General features: G+C 70.9%; 12 protein-coding genes. 10 read left to right on the top strand and 2 right to left on the bottom strand.

The window, feature by feature from the left end; translation table 11 throughout:
* The first annotated feature begins 32 nt into the window (after window positions 1–32).
* Window positions 33–455, top strand: a complete 423-nt coding sequence (locus ACFWV8_RS06725) for a YjbQ family protein (protein WP_384198606.1) — start codon at window positions 33–35, stop codon at window positions 453–455.
* Here ACFWV8_RS06725 and ACFWV8_RS06720 read toward each other — a convergent pair.
* Entirely contained in the window at window positions 447–1,406 is a 960-nt protein-coding gene (locus ACFWV8_RS06720; protein WP_384198605.1) for a TolB family protein, read from the bottom strand. The two genes, ACFWV8_RS06725 and ACFWV8_RS06720, sit on opposite strands and share 9 nt — an antisense overlap.
* 114 nt (window positions 1,407–1,520) lie before the next feature.
* Between ACFWV8_RS06720 and ACFWV8_RS06715 the strand changes: the two genes are divergently transcribed.
* The 8 genes from ACFWV8_RS06715 (at window position 1,521) to ACFWV8_RS06680 (ending at window position 13,758) form a co-directional block, all read left to right on the top strand.
* Window positions 1,521–2,477: a GlxA family transcriptional regulator gene (locus tag ACFWV8_RS06715; RefSeq protein ID WP_384198604.1), complete on the top strand. Its 957-nt coding sequence runs from the start codon at window positions 1,521–1,523 to the stop codon at window positions 2,475–2,477.
* A gap of 120 nt (window positions 2,478–2,597) precedes the next feature.
* Window positions 2,598–3,590: a type I glyceraldehyde-3-phosphate dehydrogenase gene (gene gap, locus ACFWV8_RS06710; RefSeq protein WP_384198602.1), complete on the top strand. Its 993-nt coding sequence runs from the start codon at window positions 2,598–2,600 to the stop codon at window positions 3,588–3,590.
* Window positions 3,591–3,827: 237 nt separating this feature from the next.
* On the top strand, window positions 3,828–4,829 hold the full coding sequence (locus ACFWV8_RS06705; RefSeq protein ID WP_384198600.1) for a LacI family DNA-binding transcriptional regulator: 1,002 nt from the start codon (window positions 3,828–3,830) through the stop codon (window positions 4,827–4,829).
* 192 nt (window positions 4,830–5,021) lie between these two features.
* Window positions 5,022–6,311 carry an extracellular solute-binding protein gene (locus tag ACFWV8_RS06700; protein WP_384198598.1) on the top strand — a complete coding sequence of 430 codons (1,290 nt, stop codon included), beginning with the start codon at window positions 5,022–5,024 and terminating at the stop codon, window positions 6,309–6,311.
* On the top strand, window positions 6,308–7,279 hold the full coding sequence (locus tag ACFWV8_RS06695; RefSeq protein ID WP_384198597.1) for a carbohydrate ABC transporter permease: 972 nt from the start codon (window positions 6,308–6,310) through the stop codon (window positions 7,277–7,279). The genes ACFWV8_RS06700 and ACFWV8_RS06695 overlap by 4 nt, the downstream gene beginning before the upstream one ends.
* A complete protein-coding gene (locus ACFWV8_RS06690) occupies window positions 7,276–8,097 on the top strand; it encodes a carbohydrate ABC transporter permease (protein ID WP_384198595.1) in 822 nt (273 codons plus the stop codon). Before ACFWV8_RS06695 ends, ACFWV8_RS06690 begins: the two co-directional genes overlap by 4 nt.
* A gap of 10 nt (window positions 8,098–8,107) precedes the next feature.
* Window positions 8,108–11,002: a glycoside hydrolase family 2 TIM barrel-domain containing protein gene (locus ACFWV8_RS06685; RefSeq protein ID WP_384198593.1), complete on the top strand. Its 2,895-nt coding sequence runs from the start codon at window positions 8,108–8,110 to the stop codon at window positions 11,000–11,002.
* Entirely contained in the window at window positions 10,999–13,758 is a 2,760-nt protein-coding gene (locus tag ACFWV8_RS06680; protein ID WP_384198592.1) for an alpha-mannosidase, read from the top strand. The genes ACFWV8_RS06685 and ACFWV8_RS06680 overlap by 4 nt, the downstream gene beginning before the upstream one ends.
* Before the next feature lie 13 nt (window positions 13,759–13,771).
* On the opposite strand, the gene ACFWV8_RS06675 is transcribed toward ACFWV8_RS06680, so the two are convergent.
* Window positions 13,772–14,731, bottom strand: coding sequence for an NAD(P)-dependent alcohol dehydrogenase (locus tag ACFWV8_RS06675; RefSeq protein ID WP_384198590.1), 960 nt, complete (start codon window positions 14,729–14,731; stop codon window positions 13,772–13,774).
* Between the two features lie 151 nt (window positions 14,732–14,882).
* On the opposite strand from ACFWV8_RS06675, the gene ACFWV8_RS06670 reads away from it, so the two are divergent.
* Window positions 14,883–15,572, top strand: coding sequence for a TetR/AcrR family transcriptional regulator (locus ACFWV8_RS06670; protein ID WP_384198588.1), 690 nt, complete (start codon window positions 14,883–14,885; stop codon window positions 15,570–15,572).
* Window positions 15,573–15,598: the final 26 nt, after the last annotated feature.

Here is a 15,598-nt window from a genome sequence, read left to right as displayed (position 1 = left end):
CGCACCCGCCCGCGAGGCGGCAGGATGGAGCCATGCCCGACGCCTTCACCACCAGGATCGTGAACGTCGCCACCGGCAGCGACGAGACCGTGACGGACCTGACGCACCTGTGCGAACGGTTCCTCCGCGAGACCGCCGCCGGCCGCGACGGCCTCCTGAATGTCTTCGTCCCGCACGCCACGGCCGGCGTGGCCCTCATCGAGACGGGTGCGGGCAGCGACGACGACCTGCTCGCCGCGCTGCACACCCTGCTCCCGGCGGACAACCGCTGGCAGCACCGTCACGGCTCCCCGGGCCACGGCCGCGACCATGTCCTCCCGGCCCTGGTGCCGCCCCACGCGACGCTGCCGGTGCTCGCAGGCCGCCTGGAGCTGGGCACCTGGCAGTCGGTCTGTCTGGTCGACACGAACACCGACAACCCGGACCGGAAGGTACGGCTGAGCTTCCTAGGCTGAGCGGGCGGGCGCGCCGCCGGCCACCGGATACGAGACGAACGCGAACCGACGGGAGTCGGGACTCCAGCTGTTGACGTTGATCGTGCCCTGACCGCCGAACAGCGGCACACGTGCCAACTGCGCGGACCAGTCGGAGGTGCTGACGAGGACCAACTCCACGTCGAGGTCGGCGGGATGGCCGACCGTCCCCGCCGGATACCGCAGATAGACGGCCAGACGGCCGTCCGGTGCGAGATGCGGGAACCAGTCCACGGTGTCGGTCGGGAGCAGCCGCTCGACCTTCTCCGGGGACGGGTTCTCGCTCGGCACCCTGGCCAGTTGGGCGTGGCCGGGTATCGCCGCCCAGCGCTCGGTGTTGAAGTAGATCCATTCACCGTCGGGAGACCATTCGGGACCGTCCACATGGCCCGCGCCCGTGTCCACCACCGTGACCGGACCACCGTCCGAGTCGATCAGAGCGAGCCTGCCCGGACCGCCGGCCTCGTCGATCCGTACGAAGCCGAGCCGCTTCCCGTCCGGCGAAACCCCGTGCAGGAAGTGCTGGACCCCCTCCTCGTCCGTGACGCGGCGATGGCCGCCGCCGGCCAGTGGCCCGTGGTAGATGTGCCCGTCCGTCGCGGACATGAAGACGGCCTCACCGCGCGGATCGAGGACATGGTCGTTGTTGAGAGCCGGCAGCCCCTCGTACGGGACGCGACGCGGCGCGAGCGGGGAGTCGAGGGAGAAGGCCCAGAGTGCGCCGTCCCCGTTCAGATAGAGCGTGCCGCCGTCAGCTCCCCAGTTGGGCGCCTCGAAGGACATCTGGTCGAACTCGGCGATGACGGTGGCCGAGAGGGACGCCACGTCGAACACATGGATTCGACAGGTGCGGCCCGCCCCCGGATCTCGCGGGGAACCCGACGGGTCCCGCTCGACGGGACGTGCCCTCTCATGCGGTGAAGGTGTGGTCATCTCCGGAAACTCCTCAAGTCGCGGGCAGGTGTCCACCCTGCCCGGTGCGGCGCAGCCGCGGGCGACGGGGCCGTGTCCGCCCAGGTCCGGAAGGGGCCCCGTAGTCTGGGGTCCGTGCCGTCCCCCCGCCAGCAACGTGTCGCCGTCCTTGTGCTGGAAGGTGCGAAGCCGCTCGACGTCGGCATTCCCGCGCAGGTGTTCACGACCCGCGAGAGCATGCCCTACGAGGTACGGGTGTGCGGCGCGGCGCCCGGTCTCGTGACCGGTGGCGACGGGCTCTCGTACCACGTCGCGGACGGTCTCGACGCACTCGCGTGGGCCGACATCGTCTTCATCCCCGGCTACCGCTTCCCCGACCGCGAGGATCCGCCGCCCCCGGTCGTCGACGCGCTGATCGCGGCCCACCGGAGGGGCGCGCGGCTCGCCGCCATCTCCACGGGCGCCTTCGCGCTCGCCGCCACCGGGCTGCTCGACGGCAGACGCGCCACGACCCACTGGCACTACACGCGGGCGCTCGCGGCCAAGCACCCGCTCGTCCGGGTCGACGAGAACGTGCTGTTCGTGGACGAGGGCAGCGTGCTGACGTCGGCCGGTGCCGCGTCGGGCATCGACCTGTGCCTGCACATCCTGCGTTCCGACCTCGGGGTGGCCGCGTCCAACCACGCGGCCCGGCGCCTGGTCGCGGCCCCTTACCGCAGCGGCGGGCAGGCGCAGTACGTGCCGCGCCGGGTGCCCGAGCCGCTGGGCGAGCGGTTCGCCGCCACCCGCGAGTGGGCCCTGCGCCGGCTCGGTGAACACCTCACCCTCGACGTGCTCGCCCAGCACGCGGCGGTGTCGCCGCGTACGTTGTCGCGGCGCTTCGTCGAGGACATCGGGTACACGCCGATGCGGTGGGTGATGCGCGCGCGGATCGATGTGGCCCGCGAACTGCTCGAACGCTCCGAGCTGAGCATCGAGCAGATCGCCACCGACGTCGGTCTCGGCACCGGTGCGAACCTGCGGCTGCACTTCCAGAGCACGCTCGGCACCACACCGAGCGCGTACCGGCGGACCTTCGCCCAGGGCGAGTAGTCCAGGCGGCCCGCCCTCCGCAACCCCGTTGGCGTGATCCTTACGAACCATGGCGTTCACGCCGCAGTCATGGGCGCACGCCCCGCGCGAACCTGGAGGGAAACCGAAGGGACATCTCTTATGACTCGCATCGCCATCAACGGATTCGGCCGCATCGGACGCAACGCGCTGCGCGTACTGCTCGAACGCGACAGCGACCTCGACGTGGTCGCCGTCAACGACCTCACCGAGCCCACCGACCTCGCGCGCCTGCTCGCCTTCGATACGACAGCCGGCCGGCTCGGCCGCCCGGTGACCGTCGACGGGAACGCCCTCGTGGTGGACGGCCGTCGTATCGCCGTTCTCGCCGAGCGCGAACCGGCCCGGCTGCCCTGGGCGGAACTCGGCGTCGACATCGTCCTGGAGTCGACCGGCCGTTTCACCTCGGCCGAGGCCTCCCGCGCCCACCTCGCAGCGGGCGCCAAGAAGGTGCTGGTGAGCGCCCCGTCGGCCGGCGCCGACGCCACGATCGCGTTCGGGGTCAACACCGACGCGTACGACCCGGCCACGCACACGATCATCTCGAACGCCTCGTGCACGACCAACGCCCTCGCGCCGCTGGCCGCGGTCCTCGACGACCTCGCCGGTATCGAGCACGGCTTCATGACGACGGTGCACGCCTACACCCAGGAGCAGAACCTCCAGGACGCTCCCCACCGCGACGCCCGCCGCGCCCGCGCCGCCGCGGTCAACATCGTGCCGACCACGACGGGCGCCGCCAAGGCGATCGGCCTGGTCCTGCCGAACCTCGACGGCAAGCTGTCGGGCGACTCGATCCGTGTGCCGGTGCCGGTGGGCTCGATCGTGGAACTCAACACGACCGTCGCCCGCGACGTCTCGCGCGATGACGTGCTGGCCGCGTACCGCACGGCATCCGAAGGAGCGCTGGCCGGCATCATCGAATACTCGGAGGACGCCCTCGTGTCGTCCGACATCACGGGCAACCCCGCCTCGGCGATCTTCGACTCGGCCCTCACCCGCGTCGACGGCCGCCACATCAAGGTGGTCGCCTGGTACGACAACGAGTGGGGCTTCTCGAACCGGTTGATCGACACGCTCGAACTCCTGGCCTGACGCGCCGGGCAGTCCCTACGCGCAGGCGGGCGATGTGGGGTCGGCGCCCACGGTGAGCGTGACCGGGATGCCGGCGACGGGCCCGAGCCGGCTGCTTGTCGGCGTCCAGGGCCACCTCGCGGGCAGTGATCCCATGTATGGCGGCCGGACGGCAGCCGTATGCGCCGCCGCACCCGGCCGAGGCATACTCGGATCCCTGTCGGTGCGCCGGTGCCGACAGCTGTGCGGAGGTGAGTGATGGCGTCGTCGGGGACCGAATCCCGCAGGGTGACGATCCACGATGTCGCCCGGTCCGCCGGGGTGTCCCGGCAGACCGTGTCACGGGCCCTGAACAACAAGGGCGAGATCCAGGGCTCCACCAAGCAGCGGGTGCTCGACGCCGCCCTCGCGCTGGGCTACCGCCCGAGCCGGTTCGCCAGGGGCCTGGTCAGACAGGACACCATCAGCGTCGGGCTGGTCATTCCCGACCTGCTCAACCCGTTCTTCACCGAGGTCGCGGCAGCGGCACTGGAAGCCGCGCGGGCCCATGGCTGGCATGTCCTCGTGTACGACACCGCCGACAGCGCCGAGGAGGAACGCGGCACCCTCCAGGTCATCGCCTCACAAGTGGACGCCGTCGTCGGGTACTTCAGCCGGTCCGAGGAAGAGATCGAGGAGCTGACCCGCGGCGTTCCGGTCGTGCTCATCGATCGTGAGCGGCGCAGCGACCGGTTCAGCGCGATCCGGATCGACGGCGAGGCCGGCGTCCAGGCGGCGATCACCCACCTGGTGGCGAACGGCCACCGGCGTATCGGCATGCTCGACCACGCGGGCCGGGCCGAACCGAGCGTCCGGCACGCCTGGTTCGCGGCCGCGACGGCGGCCTGCGGGCTGGACGAAGGGCCGGTGTGCAGGGCGGACCAGAGCGTCGAGGGCGGCGAGCGTGCGCTGGAGACGCTTCTGGCCGAACACCCCGACGTGACCGCCGTGTTCACCTTCAACGACATCATCGCCATCGGCGCGCTGCGGGCCGCGCGCCGCCTCGGCCGGAGCGTCCCCGGGGAGCTCGCCGTGATCGGTTTCGACGGGCTGCGCCTCGGTACGCTCGTCGAGCCGCCGCTCTCCACCGTGGCGCTGGACACGCGCGGGCTCGGGGCGCTCGCCGTGGAGCAGGCCGCCCGCCTGCTGACCGGCAGCGGCCCGCTCGCTCCCGACGAGCTGGTCGTCCGCGCGGAGTTGCGGCTGCGCGAGTCCGGGTGAGCCAGTCCGGATGAGCGGGCCCGGCGCCGGTGTCGGCTCCGGCCCCGGAACGTAACCCCCGAACCGACCGCCGACCACCCTCCACAGGTCGCCGACGTGCGCCCTCTTGACACATCGGCGTACTCCGCCAGAGACTTCCCGGCAATTCGTGAACGTTCACGGGAGCGTTCACGGGCCTTGGAAGGGTCCTCAATGACGCTGACTCGACGAAGGCTCCTGGCAGGCGCGACCGCTCTCGGCGCCGCCGCGTTCGGAGCCGGTGGATGCTCAAGCCCCACGACCGCGAACCCCGGTCACCTCACCTTCTGGTACACGTACAACGGCTTCTCCGAGAACGTGCTCAAGGCCGCCAGGAAGCGCTTCGCGGCCGACGAGTTCGTGCCCTCGCAGGTGAGCGGCGACCTCACACAGCGGCTGCTCGCCGCGCTCGCCGGCGGTGCCTATCTGCCCGACATCACCATGATCGGCGACAACATCTCGCGGTACTTCAGCGACAGCGACCGCTTCGTGAACATGAACGACCACGGGGCGCGTGAGCTGGCGCAGGGCTATCTGCCGTGGAAGTGGCAGGCGGGCGCCACCCCCGACGGCTTCCAGCTGGGTTTCCCCATCGACATCGGCCCCGCGGCCCTCTACTACCGGCACGACATCTTCGAGAAGGCCGGCCTGCCCAGCGAACCGGACGACGTCGCGGCGGCCGTACCCACCTGGGAGAAGTACTTCACCTTCGGCGAGCAGATCCGGAAGAAGCTCCCCGGCCGCTATCTGATCACCGACACCAAAACGGTCTTCACGTACTCGATGGCCCAGGAGCAGCGGAAGTACTTCACCCCCGAGAACAGCTACCTGGACGACCAGGCCCACGTCAGACTCGCCTGGGACCGCTCGGTCGAGGCGTTCCGGCGGCGCCTCACCGCAGGGTTCGGCGGCTCGCAGACGGCCAGCGGCCAGTCCGTGGACCGGCACGCGGCCTGGAACACCGGCCAGGAGGTCAGCCTCGTCAACGCCTCCTGGATCACCGGCGAGATCAAGCAGTCGGCTCCCGGCACCGCCGGCAAATGGCGGGTCTGCGCACCGCCCGGCGGACCCGGCAACCAGGGCGGTTCCTTCCTCGCCATCACCGCCGCCTGCCCCGATCCGCAAGCGGCGTTCGACATCATCAGCTGGCTGCAGAACCCGGCGAACCAGGCCTCCAACTACGCCGAGATCGGCCTCTTCCCCTCCAGCCCTGCCGCGGCCGAGGACGAACGGATCACCGCCCCGGACAAGTTCTTCGGCGGCCAGTCCGCCGTGAAGGTCTTCGCCGACATCGCCGACCAGGTGCGGTACGCCTACTTCAGCCCCTGGGACATCACCATCAGCGACACCTACACCGACGAGCTCACGAACGTCGAACTCGGCGGCAAGGATCCGGAGCGCGCCTGGAAGGACGCCCGGAACCGGATCGAACGACTTCTGCGCCGACAGGGTGTGCTCTCATGACCGCGACGTCCGAACTCGACGCGCCGGCGACCGCCCCGCGGTCACCGGCGGAGGAGGCCGCCCGGCGCCGCAGGCGGTGGCGTCATCTGCCGCAGTACGCCGCCGTCTCCCCGTTCTTCCTGCTCTTCGCCGTCTTCGGCCTCTACCCGGTGTTCTACTCGCTCTATCTGTCGCTCCAGCGCTGGGACGGCGTAGGACCGATGAAGTTCGTCGGCCTGGAGAACTTCCGCTATCTGCTCACCGACAGCCAGTTCTGGGACTCGATAGCCAACACCCTGATCATCTGGGTGATGTCGACGGTCCCGATGACCGTGCTCGCCCTGCTCATCGCCCTCGGTCTGAACTCCTCGGTGCGCTTCAAGGGCGTGCTGCGCGTCGCGTACTTCATGCCCAACGTGACCTCGATCGTGGCCATGTCGCTGGTCTTCGGCTCGATCTTCAGCGGTGAGTTCGGCATTCTCAACTGGATCCTCGACCTCTTCGGCTTCGGCCATGTCCCCTGGCTGACCGACCCCTGGGGCATCCGGTGCGCCATCGCCATCATGATCATCTGGCGCTGGACGGGCTACAACGCCATCATCTTCCTCGCCGGACTCCAGGCCCTGCCCACCGACGTCTACGAGGCGGCGCGCGTCGACGGCGCGAGCCCCGTACAGACGTTCTTCCGGATCACCCTGCCGCTCCTGCGGCCGGTGCTCCTGTTCTCGCTGGTGATGTCCGCCATCGGCGGCCTCCAGATCTTCACCGAGTCACAGGTGCTGCTCGGCGACCGCGGCGGGCCCGGCGGCGCGGGACTGACGATGGTCCTCTACTTCTACGGAACCGCCTTCGCGGACAACGACTTCGGCTACGGCGCCGCCATCGCCTGGGGCATCTTCGTCGTCGTCGTGCTGTTCTCCATCCTCAACTGGCGGCTTGTGCAACGCCCCGAGCGAGGACAGATCACCATCAAGGAGGACGTGCGATGACTACCCGCGGACGTGTCCTGACGTACACAGCGCTCCTCGTCGGCGCGGCGATCACCCTCTTCCCCTACTACTGGCTCGCCGTGATGGCGTCCAACACCACGCCGGACATCTACTCAAGCCCCCCGAAGCTCGTCTTCGGCGACCAGCTCTTCCACAACATCGGCGAGGTCTTCTCGAAGATCGACTTCTTCGGGTCGCTGCTCAACACGCTCGTCGTCGCGATCGTGACGACCGTCGCCGTGCTGTTCTTCGACTCGCTCGCCGCCTTCACCTTCGCCAAGTACACCTTCCCCGGCAGCAAGATCCTCTTCGGGATCCTCCTGGCCACCTTCGTGGTGCCCACCCAGCTCGCCGCCATCCCGCAGTTCTCCCTGATGGCCGACCTCGGCTGGGTGGGAAGCCTGAAGGCGCTGATCGTGCCCGCCGCGGCCAACGCCTTCGGCATCTTCTGGATGCGCCAGTACGCGGCCGGCGCCCTGCCGGACGAACTGCTCGACGCGGCGCGGATCGACGGCTGCGGCTTCTTCCGCACCTATCTGCACGTCGGACTGCCGGTACTGCGCCCGGCACTCGCGTTCCTCGGCATCTTCACCTTCGTCAACGTGTGGAACGACTTCCTGTGGCCGCTGGTCGTCCTCATCGACTCCCGCCACATCACGCTCCAACTCGCGCTCGCACAGCTCAACGGCCTCTATGTCACCGATTACAGCGTGGTCATGGCGGGCACGCTGGTGGCCATCGTCCCGCTGATCATCATCTTCCTCTTCGGCGCCCGGCACTTCATCCGCAACATCGCCGCCGGCGCCCTCAAGGGCTGAAGGGAATCCATTGCCCTCCTCGTACGTCGAAGACCCGGCCCCCGGCCACGGCTCGTCGGCACCCCGGTCCGCCTTCCGCTCCGACGCGCCCGCGCTCAGCCTGGGCGGGAGCTGGCGGTTCCTGCTCTCACCGGCGGTCGACGCGGCGCCGGACGGCATCGAACGGGACGACTTCGACGACAGGGGCTGGGGGGACCTCCAGGTCCCCGGCCACTGGCAGTTGGCCGGCCACGGCGCCCCCGCCTACACCAACGTCCGCTATCCCTTCCCCGTCGACCCGCCCCATGTGCCCACCGAGAACCCGACGGGCGACCACCGGCTGGTCTTCGACCTGCCCGACGACTGGCCTGACGAGCCCGCCGTGCTGCGCTTCGACGGCATCGACTCCTGCGGGCGCGTCTGGCTCAACGGCATCGAACTGGGCGTGACCAAGGGCAGCAGGCTGCCGACGGAGTTCGACGTCGGACCACTGCTGCGACGGCGCGGCAATCTCCTCGCAGTCCGTGTCCACCAGTGGTCGGCGGGCAGCTACCTGGAGGACCAGGACATGTGGTGGCTGTCCGGCGTCTTCCGCGACGTCACCCTGCTCGCCCGGCCGGCGGGCGGGGTACGGGACTTCACGCTCGACGCCGGATACGACCACCTCACCGGACGAGGCACGCTCCGCGTCGACGCCGACAGCGGCGTACGCGTCAGCGTTCCCGAACTCGGCATCGCCGGGCTGCCCGCGGGTGAGCCGGCCGAGATCCCCGGCGTGGAGCCGTGGAGCGCCGAGGAGCCACGGCTGTACGAGGGAGAGGTCCACACCGGCACCGAGCGCGTACCGGTACGTATCGGCTTCCGTACCGTCGCCGTCGAGGACGGCCAACTCACGGTGAACGGCCGCCGGATCGTCTTCCGGGGCGTCAACCGCCATGAATTCCACCCGGATTCGGGACGCGTCGTGCCCCGCGAGTTCGCCGTCGCCGACATCGAGCTGATGAAACGGCACAACGTCAACGCCGTCCGCACCAGCCACTATCCGCCCGACTCCGCGTTCCTGGACCTCTGCGACACCTACGGCCTCTGGGTTGTCGACGAGAGCGACCTGGAGACGCACGGCTTCTCCGAACTCGACTGGCAGGGCAATCCCAGCGACGACCGCCGGTGGACCGACGCGTATCTGGACCGGATGCGCCGCATGGTCGAGCGGGACAAGAACCACCCCTCGGTCGTCATGTGGTCGCTCGGCAACGAGGCCGGCACCGGCCGCAACCTCGCCGCCACCGCCGAGTGGACCCACCGGCGCGATCCCAGCCGCCCCGTGCACTACGAGGGCGACGCCGACTGCTCCTACACCGATGTGTACAGCAGGATGTACGCCACCCACGAAGAGGTGGACCGTATCGGGCAGGGCGTCGAAGGGCATGAACGCGTCCGCGAACGGCCCTTCGTCCTCTGCGAGTTCGGCCACGCGATGGGCAACGGGCCGGGCGGGCTGCTGGAGTACCGCGACCTGTTCGAGCGCCATCCGCGCTGCCAGGGCGGTTTCGTGTGGGAGTGGCTCGACCACGGCATCGCGCAACGCGACGCCGAAGGGCGCGCCTACTTCGCGTACGGCGGCGACTTCGGCGAGCCCCTCCACGACGGCAACTTCGTCATCGACGGACTCCTCCACCCCGACCGCACACCGTCACCCGCTCTCGCGGAGTTCGCGAAGGTCTTCGAACCGGTGCGGATCACGGCCGTCGACGGCATACCGCGCGTCACCAACCACTACGACATCCTGTCGACGGCGCATCTCGACTTCTCCTGGGTCCTGGAGGAGGAGGGAACCGAGGTCGCGCGCGGCGCGCTCACCGTGCCGCCGGTCGCCGCGGGCGCCGGCGCCGATCTGTCTCTGCCCGAACTCCCCGTCACCGGCGGGGAGAGCTGGCTCACCGTAAGGGCCGCGCTCGCCGCCGACACCTCGTGGGCGCGGGCGGGGCACGTGGTGGCCTGGGGCCAGATACCCGTCACCTCGAAGCCGGTGTCCACCGCCCCCGCCGCCGGTACGGCTCCGGAGGTGACGGACACCGAACTGCGCCTGGGGCCCGGTGTGTTCGACCCGGTGACCGGGCGGCTGACCGCACTCGGCGGCCTGCCCGTCGAAGGGCCGCGGCTCGACCTGTGGCGGGCGCCCACCGACAACGACCGCGGCTCCGACGACCCCGAGGGAGCCCGGTGGCGGGCCGCGGGCCTGCACCGGTTGCGCCACCGCGTCGTGGCCGTCGAACCGCTCGGCGACGCCCTCCTCGTACGCACCCGGGTCGCCCCGCCGGGTCTCGGCTTCGGCATGCGGGCCGACTACCGCTGGAGCGCCGACGGACTGCGCCTGCGACTGGACCTGGACGTCGAGCCTGAGGGCACCTGGCCGTGCACCCTGCCCAGGCTCGGTCTGCGCATGGCCCTGCCCGCCGCCCTCGGCGCCGCCGAGTGGTTCGGGCGCGGCCCGGGGGAGGCGTACGCCGACAGCCGGCAGGCAGCCAGGATCGGCCGCTTCACCAGCACCGTCGACGCCCTTCAGACGCCGTATGTCTTCCCCCAGGAGAACGGGAACCGCCTCGACCTGCGATGGCTGCGGCTGACGGCCGACGACGGCACGGGCCTGCGCGTCGAAGGCGACCAGTCCTTCGCCTTCACCGCCCGCCGCTGGACGTCGGAGCAACTCGACGCCGCGGCCCACACCACCGACCTCGAACCGGGCGGCACGATCGTGCTCAACCTCGACCTCGCGCAGCACGGACTCGGGTCCGCGTCCTGCGGCCCCGGTGTTCTGCCGGAGTACCGACTCCGGCCGGAGCGCGCCTCCCTGGCGCTCACCTTCACCACTCGGACCGCGCCCCAGGCGGGTACTTCAGCCGCAGAGGAGACACCGTCCCGATGACCGCCCGCGCCCACGCTCCCGCCCCCGCCGTGTCGCTGGTCCCGCACACCCACTGGGACCGCGAATGGTACGAGCCCTTCCAGCGCTTCCGGCTGCGGCTGGTCGATCTGCTGGACGAGGTCCTGGACCGGGCGGAGGCCGACGAACGGTTCCGCTTCACCCTCGACGGACAGATGGCCGCCGTGGACGACTACCTGGAGGTCCGCCCGGAACACCGCGACCGCGTGCTCCGGCTGGTCCGGCGCGGCCAACTGGCCGTCGGCCCCTGGCAGATCCTCCTGGACGAGTTCCTCTGCTCCGGCGAGAACATCATCCGCAACCTGGAACTCGGCCACCGCCGCGCCACGGAACTCGGCAGCCCGATGCCCGTCGGCTATCTCCCCGACATGTTCGGCCACTGCGCGCAGATGCCGCAGATCCTCTCCGCCGCCGGTCTCGACCACGCCTGTGTGTGGCGCGGCGTCCCCGCGGGCGTACCCGGCCACGCCTTCCGCTGGCAGGCACCCGACGGCAGCTCCGTACGTACCGAATATCTCGCGGGCGGCTACGGCAACGCCGCCTATGTCTTCTCCGACCCCGGACACTTCGCGGGCCGCATGGCCGAGCTCGGCAGACGGCTGGCCCCCGCCTTCGGAGCCGACCCGGTCCTCGCGATGTACGGCACGGACCACTCGGCCCCCGTCGGCTCCCTGGTCAAGCTGGTCGCCGACCTGGACCCGGCGGACGTCGACGTGACGATCACCACGTTGGCCGATTACATCGGTGAACGCGACGCGCACGACCGGTCGTTGCCCGTCGTGGAAGGTGAACTGCGCAGCCACGCGGGCGCCAACATCCTGCCGGGTGTGCTCTCGGTGCGCCCTCATCTGAAGCAGGCGCTGGCCCGCTCGGAGCGTCTCGTCGAACGCTACGCCGAGCCCTTCGCCGCGCTCTGGTCGGCCGAGTGGCCCGAGAAGTTCCTCGATCTGGCGTGGTGGCGGCTGATCGACGCATCCGGCCACGACTCGGTCACCGGATGCGGGGTGGACGAGACGGCCACCCAGGTGTTCGCCCGTATCAGCGAGGCCGGACACCTCGGCCAGGCCGTACGGGACAGGGTGGCCGGCGGCCTCGCGCGGCAGGTGTCGCGGGACGCCGTACTCGTACTGAATCCCACCCCGGCCACGCGGGAAGACCTGGTCACCCTCGACCTCGAAGTCCCGGACGAGTGGGAGGAGATCGCCGTCGAACTGCCCGACGGCAGCAGGCTGCCCGCCCAGACCGACCTGCGCGCGGAACAGCTCCTGCTCTCGGAGTCCCTGCCCGGTGAGGAACTGCCCGCGTTCCTGCCACGCGTCCACGGGCGGGAGCTGTTCGGCAGCGAGATCACCCACTGGACCTGCGACGACGAGCGGCGCGTACTGGAATTCGGCGTGGCCAGGCACGGCGGCGACACACCGTTCGACGTGGAGGCCGTCCGCGCCGCCGTGAGCGGCGCGACCGGTGACTGGACGGTCCGCATCACCCGGGCCGCCCACCGTACGGTCACCTGCCTGGCCCGGGTGCCGGCGCTCGGCTGGACGTCGCTGCGGCCGGTGCCGGGCGGACAGCAGGTCGAGCGGCCCGGCGACCCGGCAGGGGCAGGCCCCGTACGGGCCCAGGGCCGTACCTTGTCCAACGGCCTCGTCACCGTCACCGCCCTGGACGACGGTACGCTCCGCGTCGTGTCCGCCGACGGGACCGTGCTCGACGGCGTCGGCCGCATCGTCGACGGAGGCGACCGCGGCGACAGCTACAACTACGCCCCGCCCGGCACCGACCGGGTCGTCGAGACCCCCCGCTCACTGCGCGTCGGCACGGCGGTCGGCGGTCCGCTCCGCGCCTCGCTCACGGTGGAGCGCGGATACGACTGGCCGCAGGCCGTGGACCGGACCGCCGACCGCCGTACGGCGACGACCCGGCCGGGCAGCGTCCGGCTGGACGTCGAACTGCGGGTGGGGGAGCCCTTCGTCCGTCTCGACCTGACCCTGGACAACGCCTCGCTCGACCATCGGGTGCGCTGCCATGTGCCACTCGCCCGCCCCGCCAACTCGTCCTACGCCGAAGGGCAGTTCGCGGTGGTCGAGCGGGGGCGTACGGCGGAGGGCGGTTTCAGCGAGCGCCCCGTCCCGACGTTCCCCGCGCACGGGTTCGTGGACGCGGGCGGTGCGGGTCTGCTGCTGACGCAGGCCTGCGAGTACGAACTCCTCGACGACGAAATCGCGTTGACGGTGCTGCGCGGCACGGGCTGGCTCAGCCGTAACATCCACCCCTACCGCGCGGAGCCCGCCGGGCCACAACTCCCCATCCCGGCGGCCCAGATGACCGGTACGAGCACCGTCTCGTTCGCGGTGCTGCCGCACGCGGGCGACTGGCACGAGGCGAATCTCGCCGAGGCGGGCGAACACTTCCGCCACCCGCTCCATGCCACGCACGGCACGGGGCCGCGCGAAGCCGCCCCCGCCGCGCACGAGGGCCTGTCGGTCGATGGCGCGGTCATGACCAGCCTTCGCCGCCGCGACGGAGAGCTGGAACTGCGTCTGGTCGCCGCCTCGCCCGAACCGTCCACGGCGGTCGTACGCGGCGCGTTCCGGGGCACCCGCCGCGTCGGCCTCCTGGGCGACGACGACAGCCGCGCGGAGCGGACGGCTCCCGCTGACGAACCCCTCGTCGATGCCGGAACGGTCCGCATCCCCCTGCGCGCCTGGGAGATCGCGACGGTGCGCCTCTCCGAGTGAGCCGCCCTCCGGGTCACACCACTTGGACGACATGCTTTCCACGGACGCCGCCCGCCTCCAGGGCACGGTGGGCGGCGGCTATGTCGCCGAGCGGATGGACGGTGTCGACCACGGGCCGGATGTCGCCGCTCTCGGCGTACCCGGTCAGCTCGGCCAGCAGCGCGTGCCGGGGATTGCCGCTGAAGGCCCGTATCCGCCGGGAGCCGTGGACGGTGGAGCGCAGGATGTAGAGAATGCCGGCGACGGGGTGCTCCATGTCGAAGGCGATGGCCACCATGCGTCCGCCCGGAGCCAGCAGCCCCCGGTAGACGGGGTGCTCGGTGCCGACGGTGTCCATGACGACGTCGAACGTGCCCAGATCGCCCGGCCGGGTCCGCCGGTGGTCGAGGGCCTCGTCGGCGCCCAGCTCCCGGACGAAGTCCAGGTTCTTCCCGCTCGCCAGAGCGGTGACATGGGCACCGAAGAGCTTGCCGATCTGGACGGCCACGCTGCCGACCCCACCGCTGGCGCCGCGCACCAGCAGGCGTTCGCCGGGCTTCAGTCCGGCCTTGTCACGCAGGGCGGTGATCGAGGTCGTGCCGCCCGCCAGCAGGGACACGGCCTGCGTCAGGGCGAGATCGGCGGGGGCGGGTGCGATCCGTTCGGGGCGTACGGTCACGTACTCCGCCGCGCTGCCGAACGTCGACCGGCCCAGCATGCCCCAGACCCTCTCGCCCTCCCGTACTCCGGTCACGGCGGCGCCGACCCGGGCTATCTCGCCCGCGAAGTCGAGCCCGGTGCGCTGGGGGAAGCGGCGCCCTGTCACCAGCCGCATCCTGCCGGACCGGCCGGCCAGCTCCCCGCCGTTGACGGTGGCCGCGTGGACACGGACCAGCACCTCGTCCGGCTTGGGGTCCGGCACGGGCAGCCTGCCCTCGTACAGCACCTCAGGGGGGCCGTACCGGTCGTAGAGGGCCGCGCGCATCTCGGGCATGGTCGAGTCCTGTCTCTTTCGTGGGACCGGTGTCGTCGGCTCGGTCGCCGGCTCTGTCCCGCCGGTCGCGAGGGGAGGGATCCTCCGGCTCGCCCACCCACGCTAACCGGATAAACGGATGACACCGTCCACTTACGCTAAAGTGAGAGACATGCCTGCTCAGCCCTCTCGGAAACAAGGCCCGCCGGCCGCGGACGACGCCGCCGGGTCACGTCCTCGCGCCGCCACCGGGCTGCGCGCCGACGCCCAGCACAACCGCGACCGCATCCTCGAAGTCGCCCGCGAGTCGTTCACCACGAGGGGACTCGACGTACCCCTCACGACCATCGCCCGCCGCGCCGGCGTCGGCGCCGCCACCCTCTACCGGCGCTTCCCCACCCGTGCCTCGCTCGTCACCGAGGCCTTCTCCGAACAGCTCACCGCCTGCGTGTCGGTCCTGGACGAGGCGCTGGAGGACGAGGATCCCTGGCGCGGATTCCGCACCGTCATCGAGCAGGTCTGCGCCATGCAGGCCACGGACCGGGGCTTCACCGCGGCGTTCTTCTCCGAGTTCCCGGACGCCACCGAATACAACCGTCAGCGCTCGCGGGCCGAGGAAGCCCTCGCCCTGCTGGTCCGGCGCGCCAAGGACGCCGGGGCACTGCGCGAGGACTTCGACCACAGTGACCTCCCCCTCCTGCTCCTCGCCAACAGCGGCATCGTCGGCGAGAACCGGCAGGTCTCACTGGCGGCGTCCCGGAGGCTGGTCGCCTACCTCCTCCAGTCCCTGCGGGCCGAGCACGCGGAACCCCTGCCGCCTCCCGCGCCGCTGGTGCTGGATCAGCTCCACACCCGCTACTGACCGACCAGGTCCTGTCCGGCCGTCCG

Origin of the sequence: Streptomyces sp. NPDC058665 (assembly GCF_042714995.1) — a bacterium.
Lineage (GTDB): Bacteria > Actinomycetota > Actinomycetes > Streptomycetales > Streptomycetaceae > Streptomyces.
This window is presented reverse-complemented; position numbering and strand designations above follow the sequence as displayed.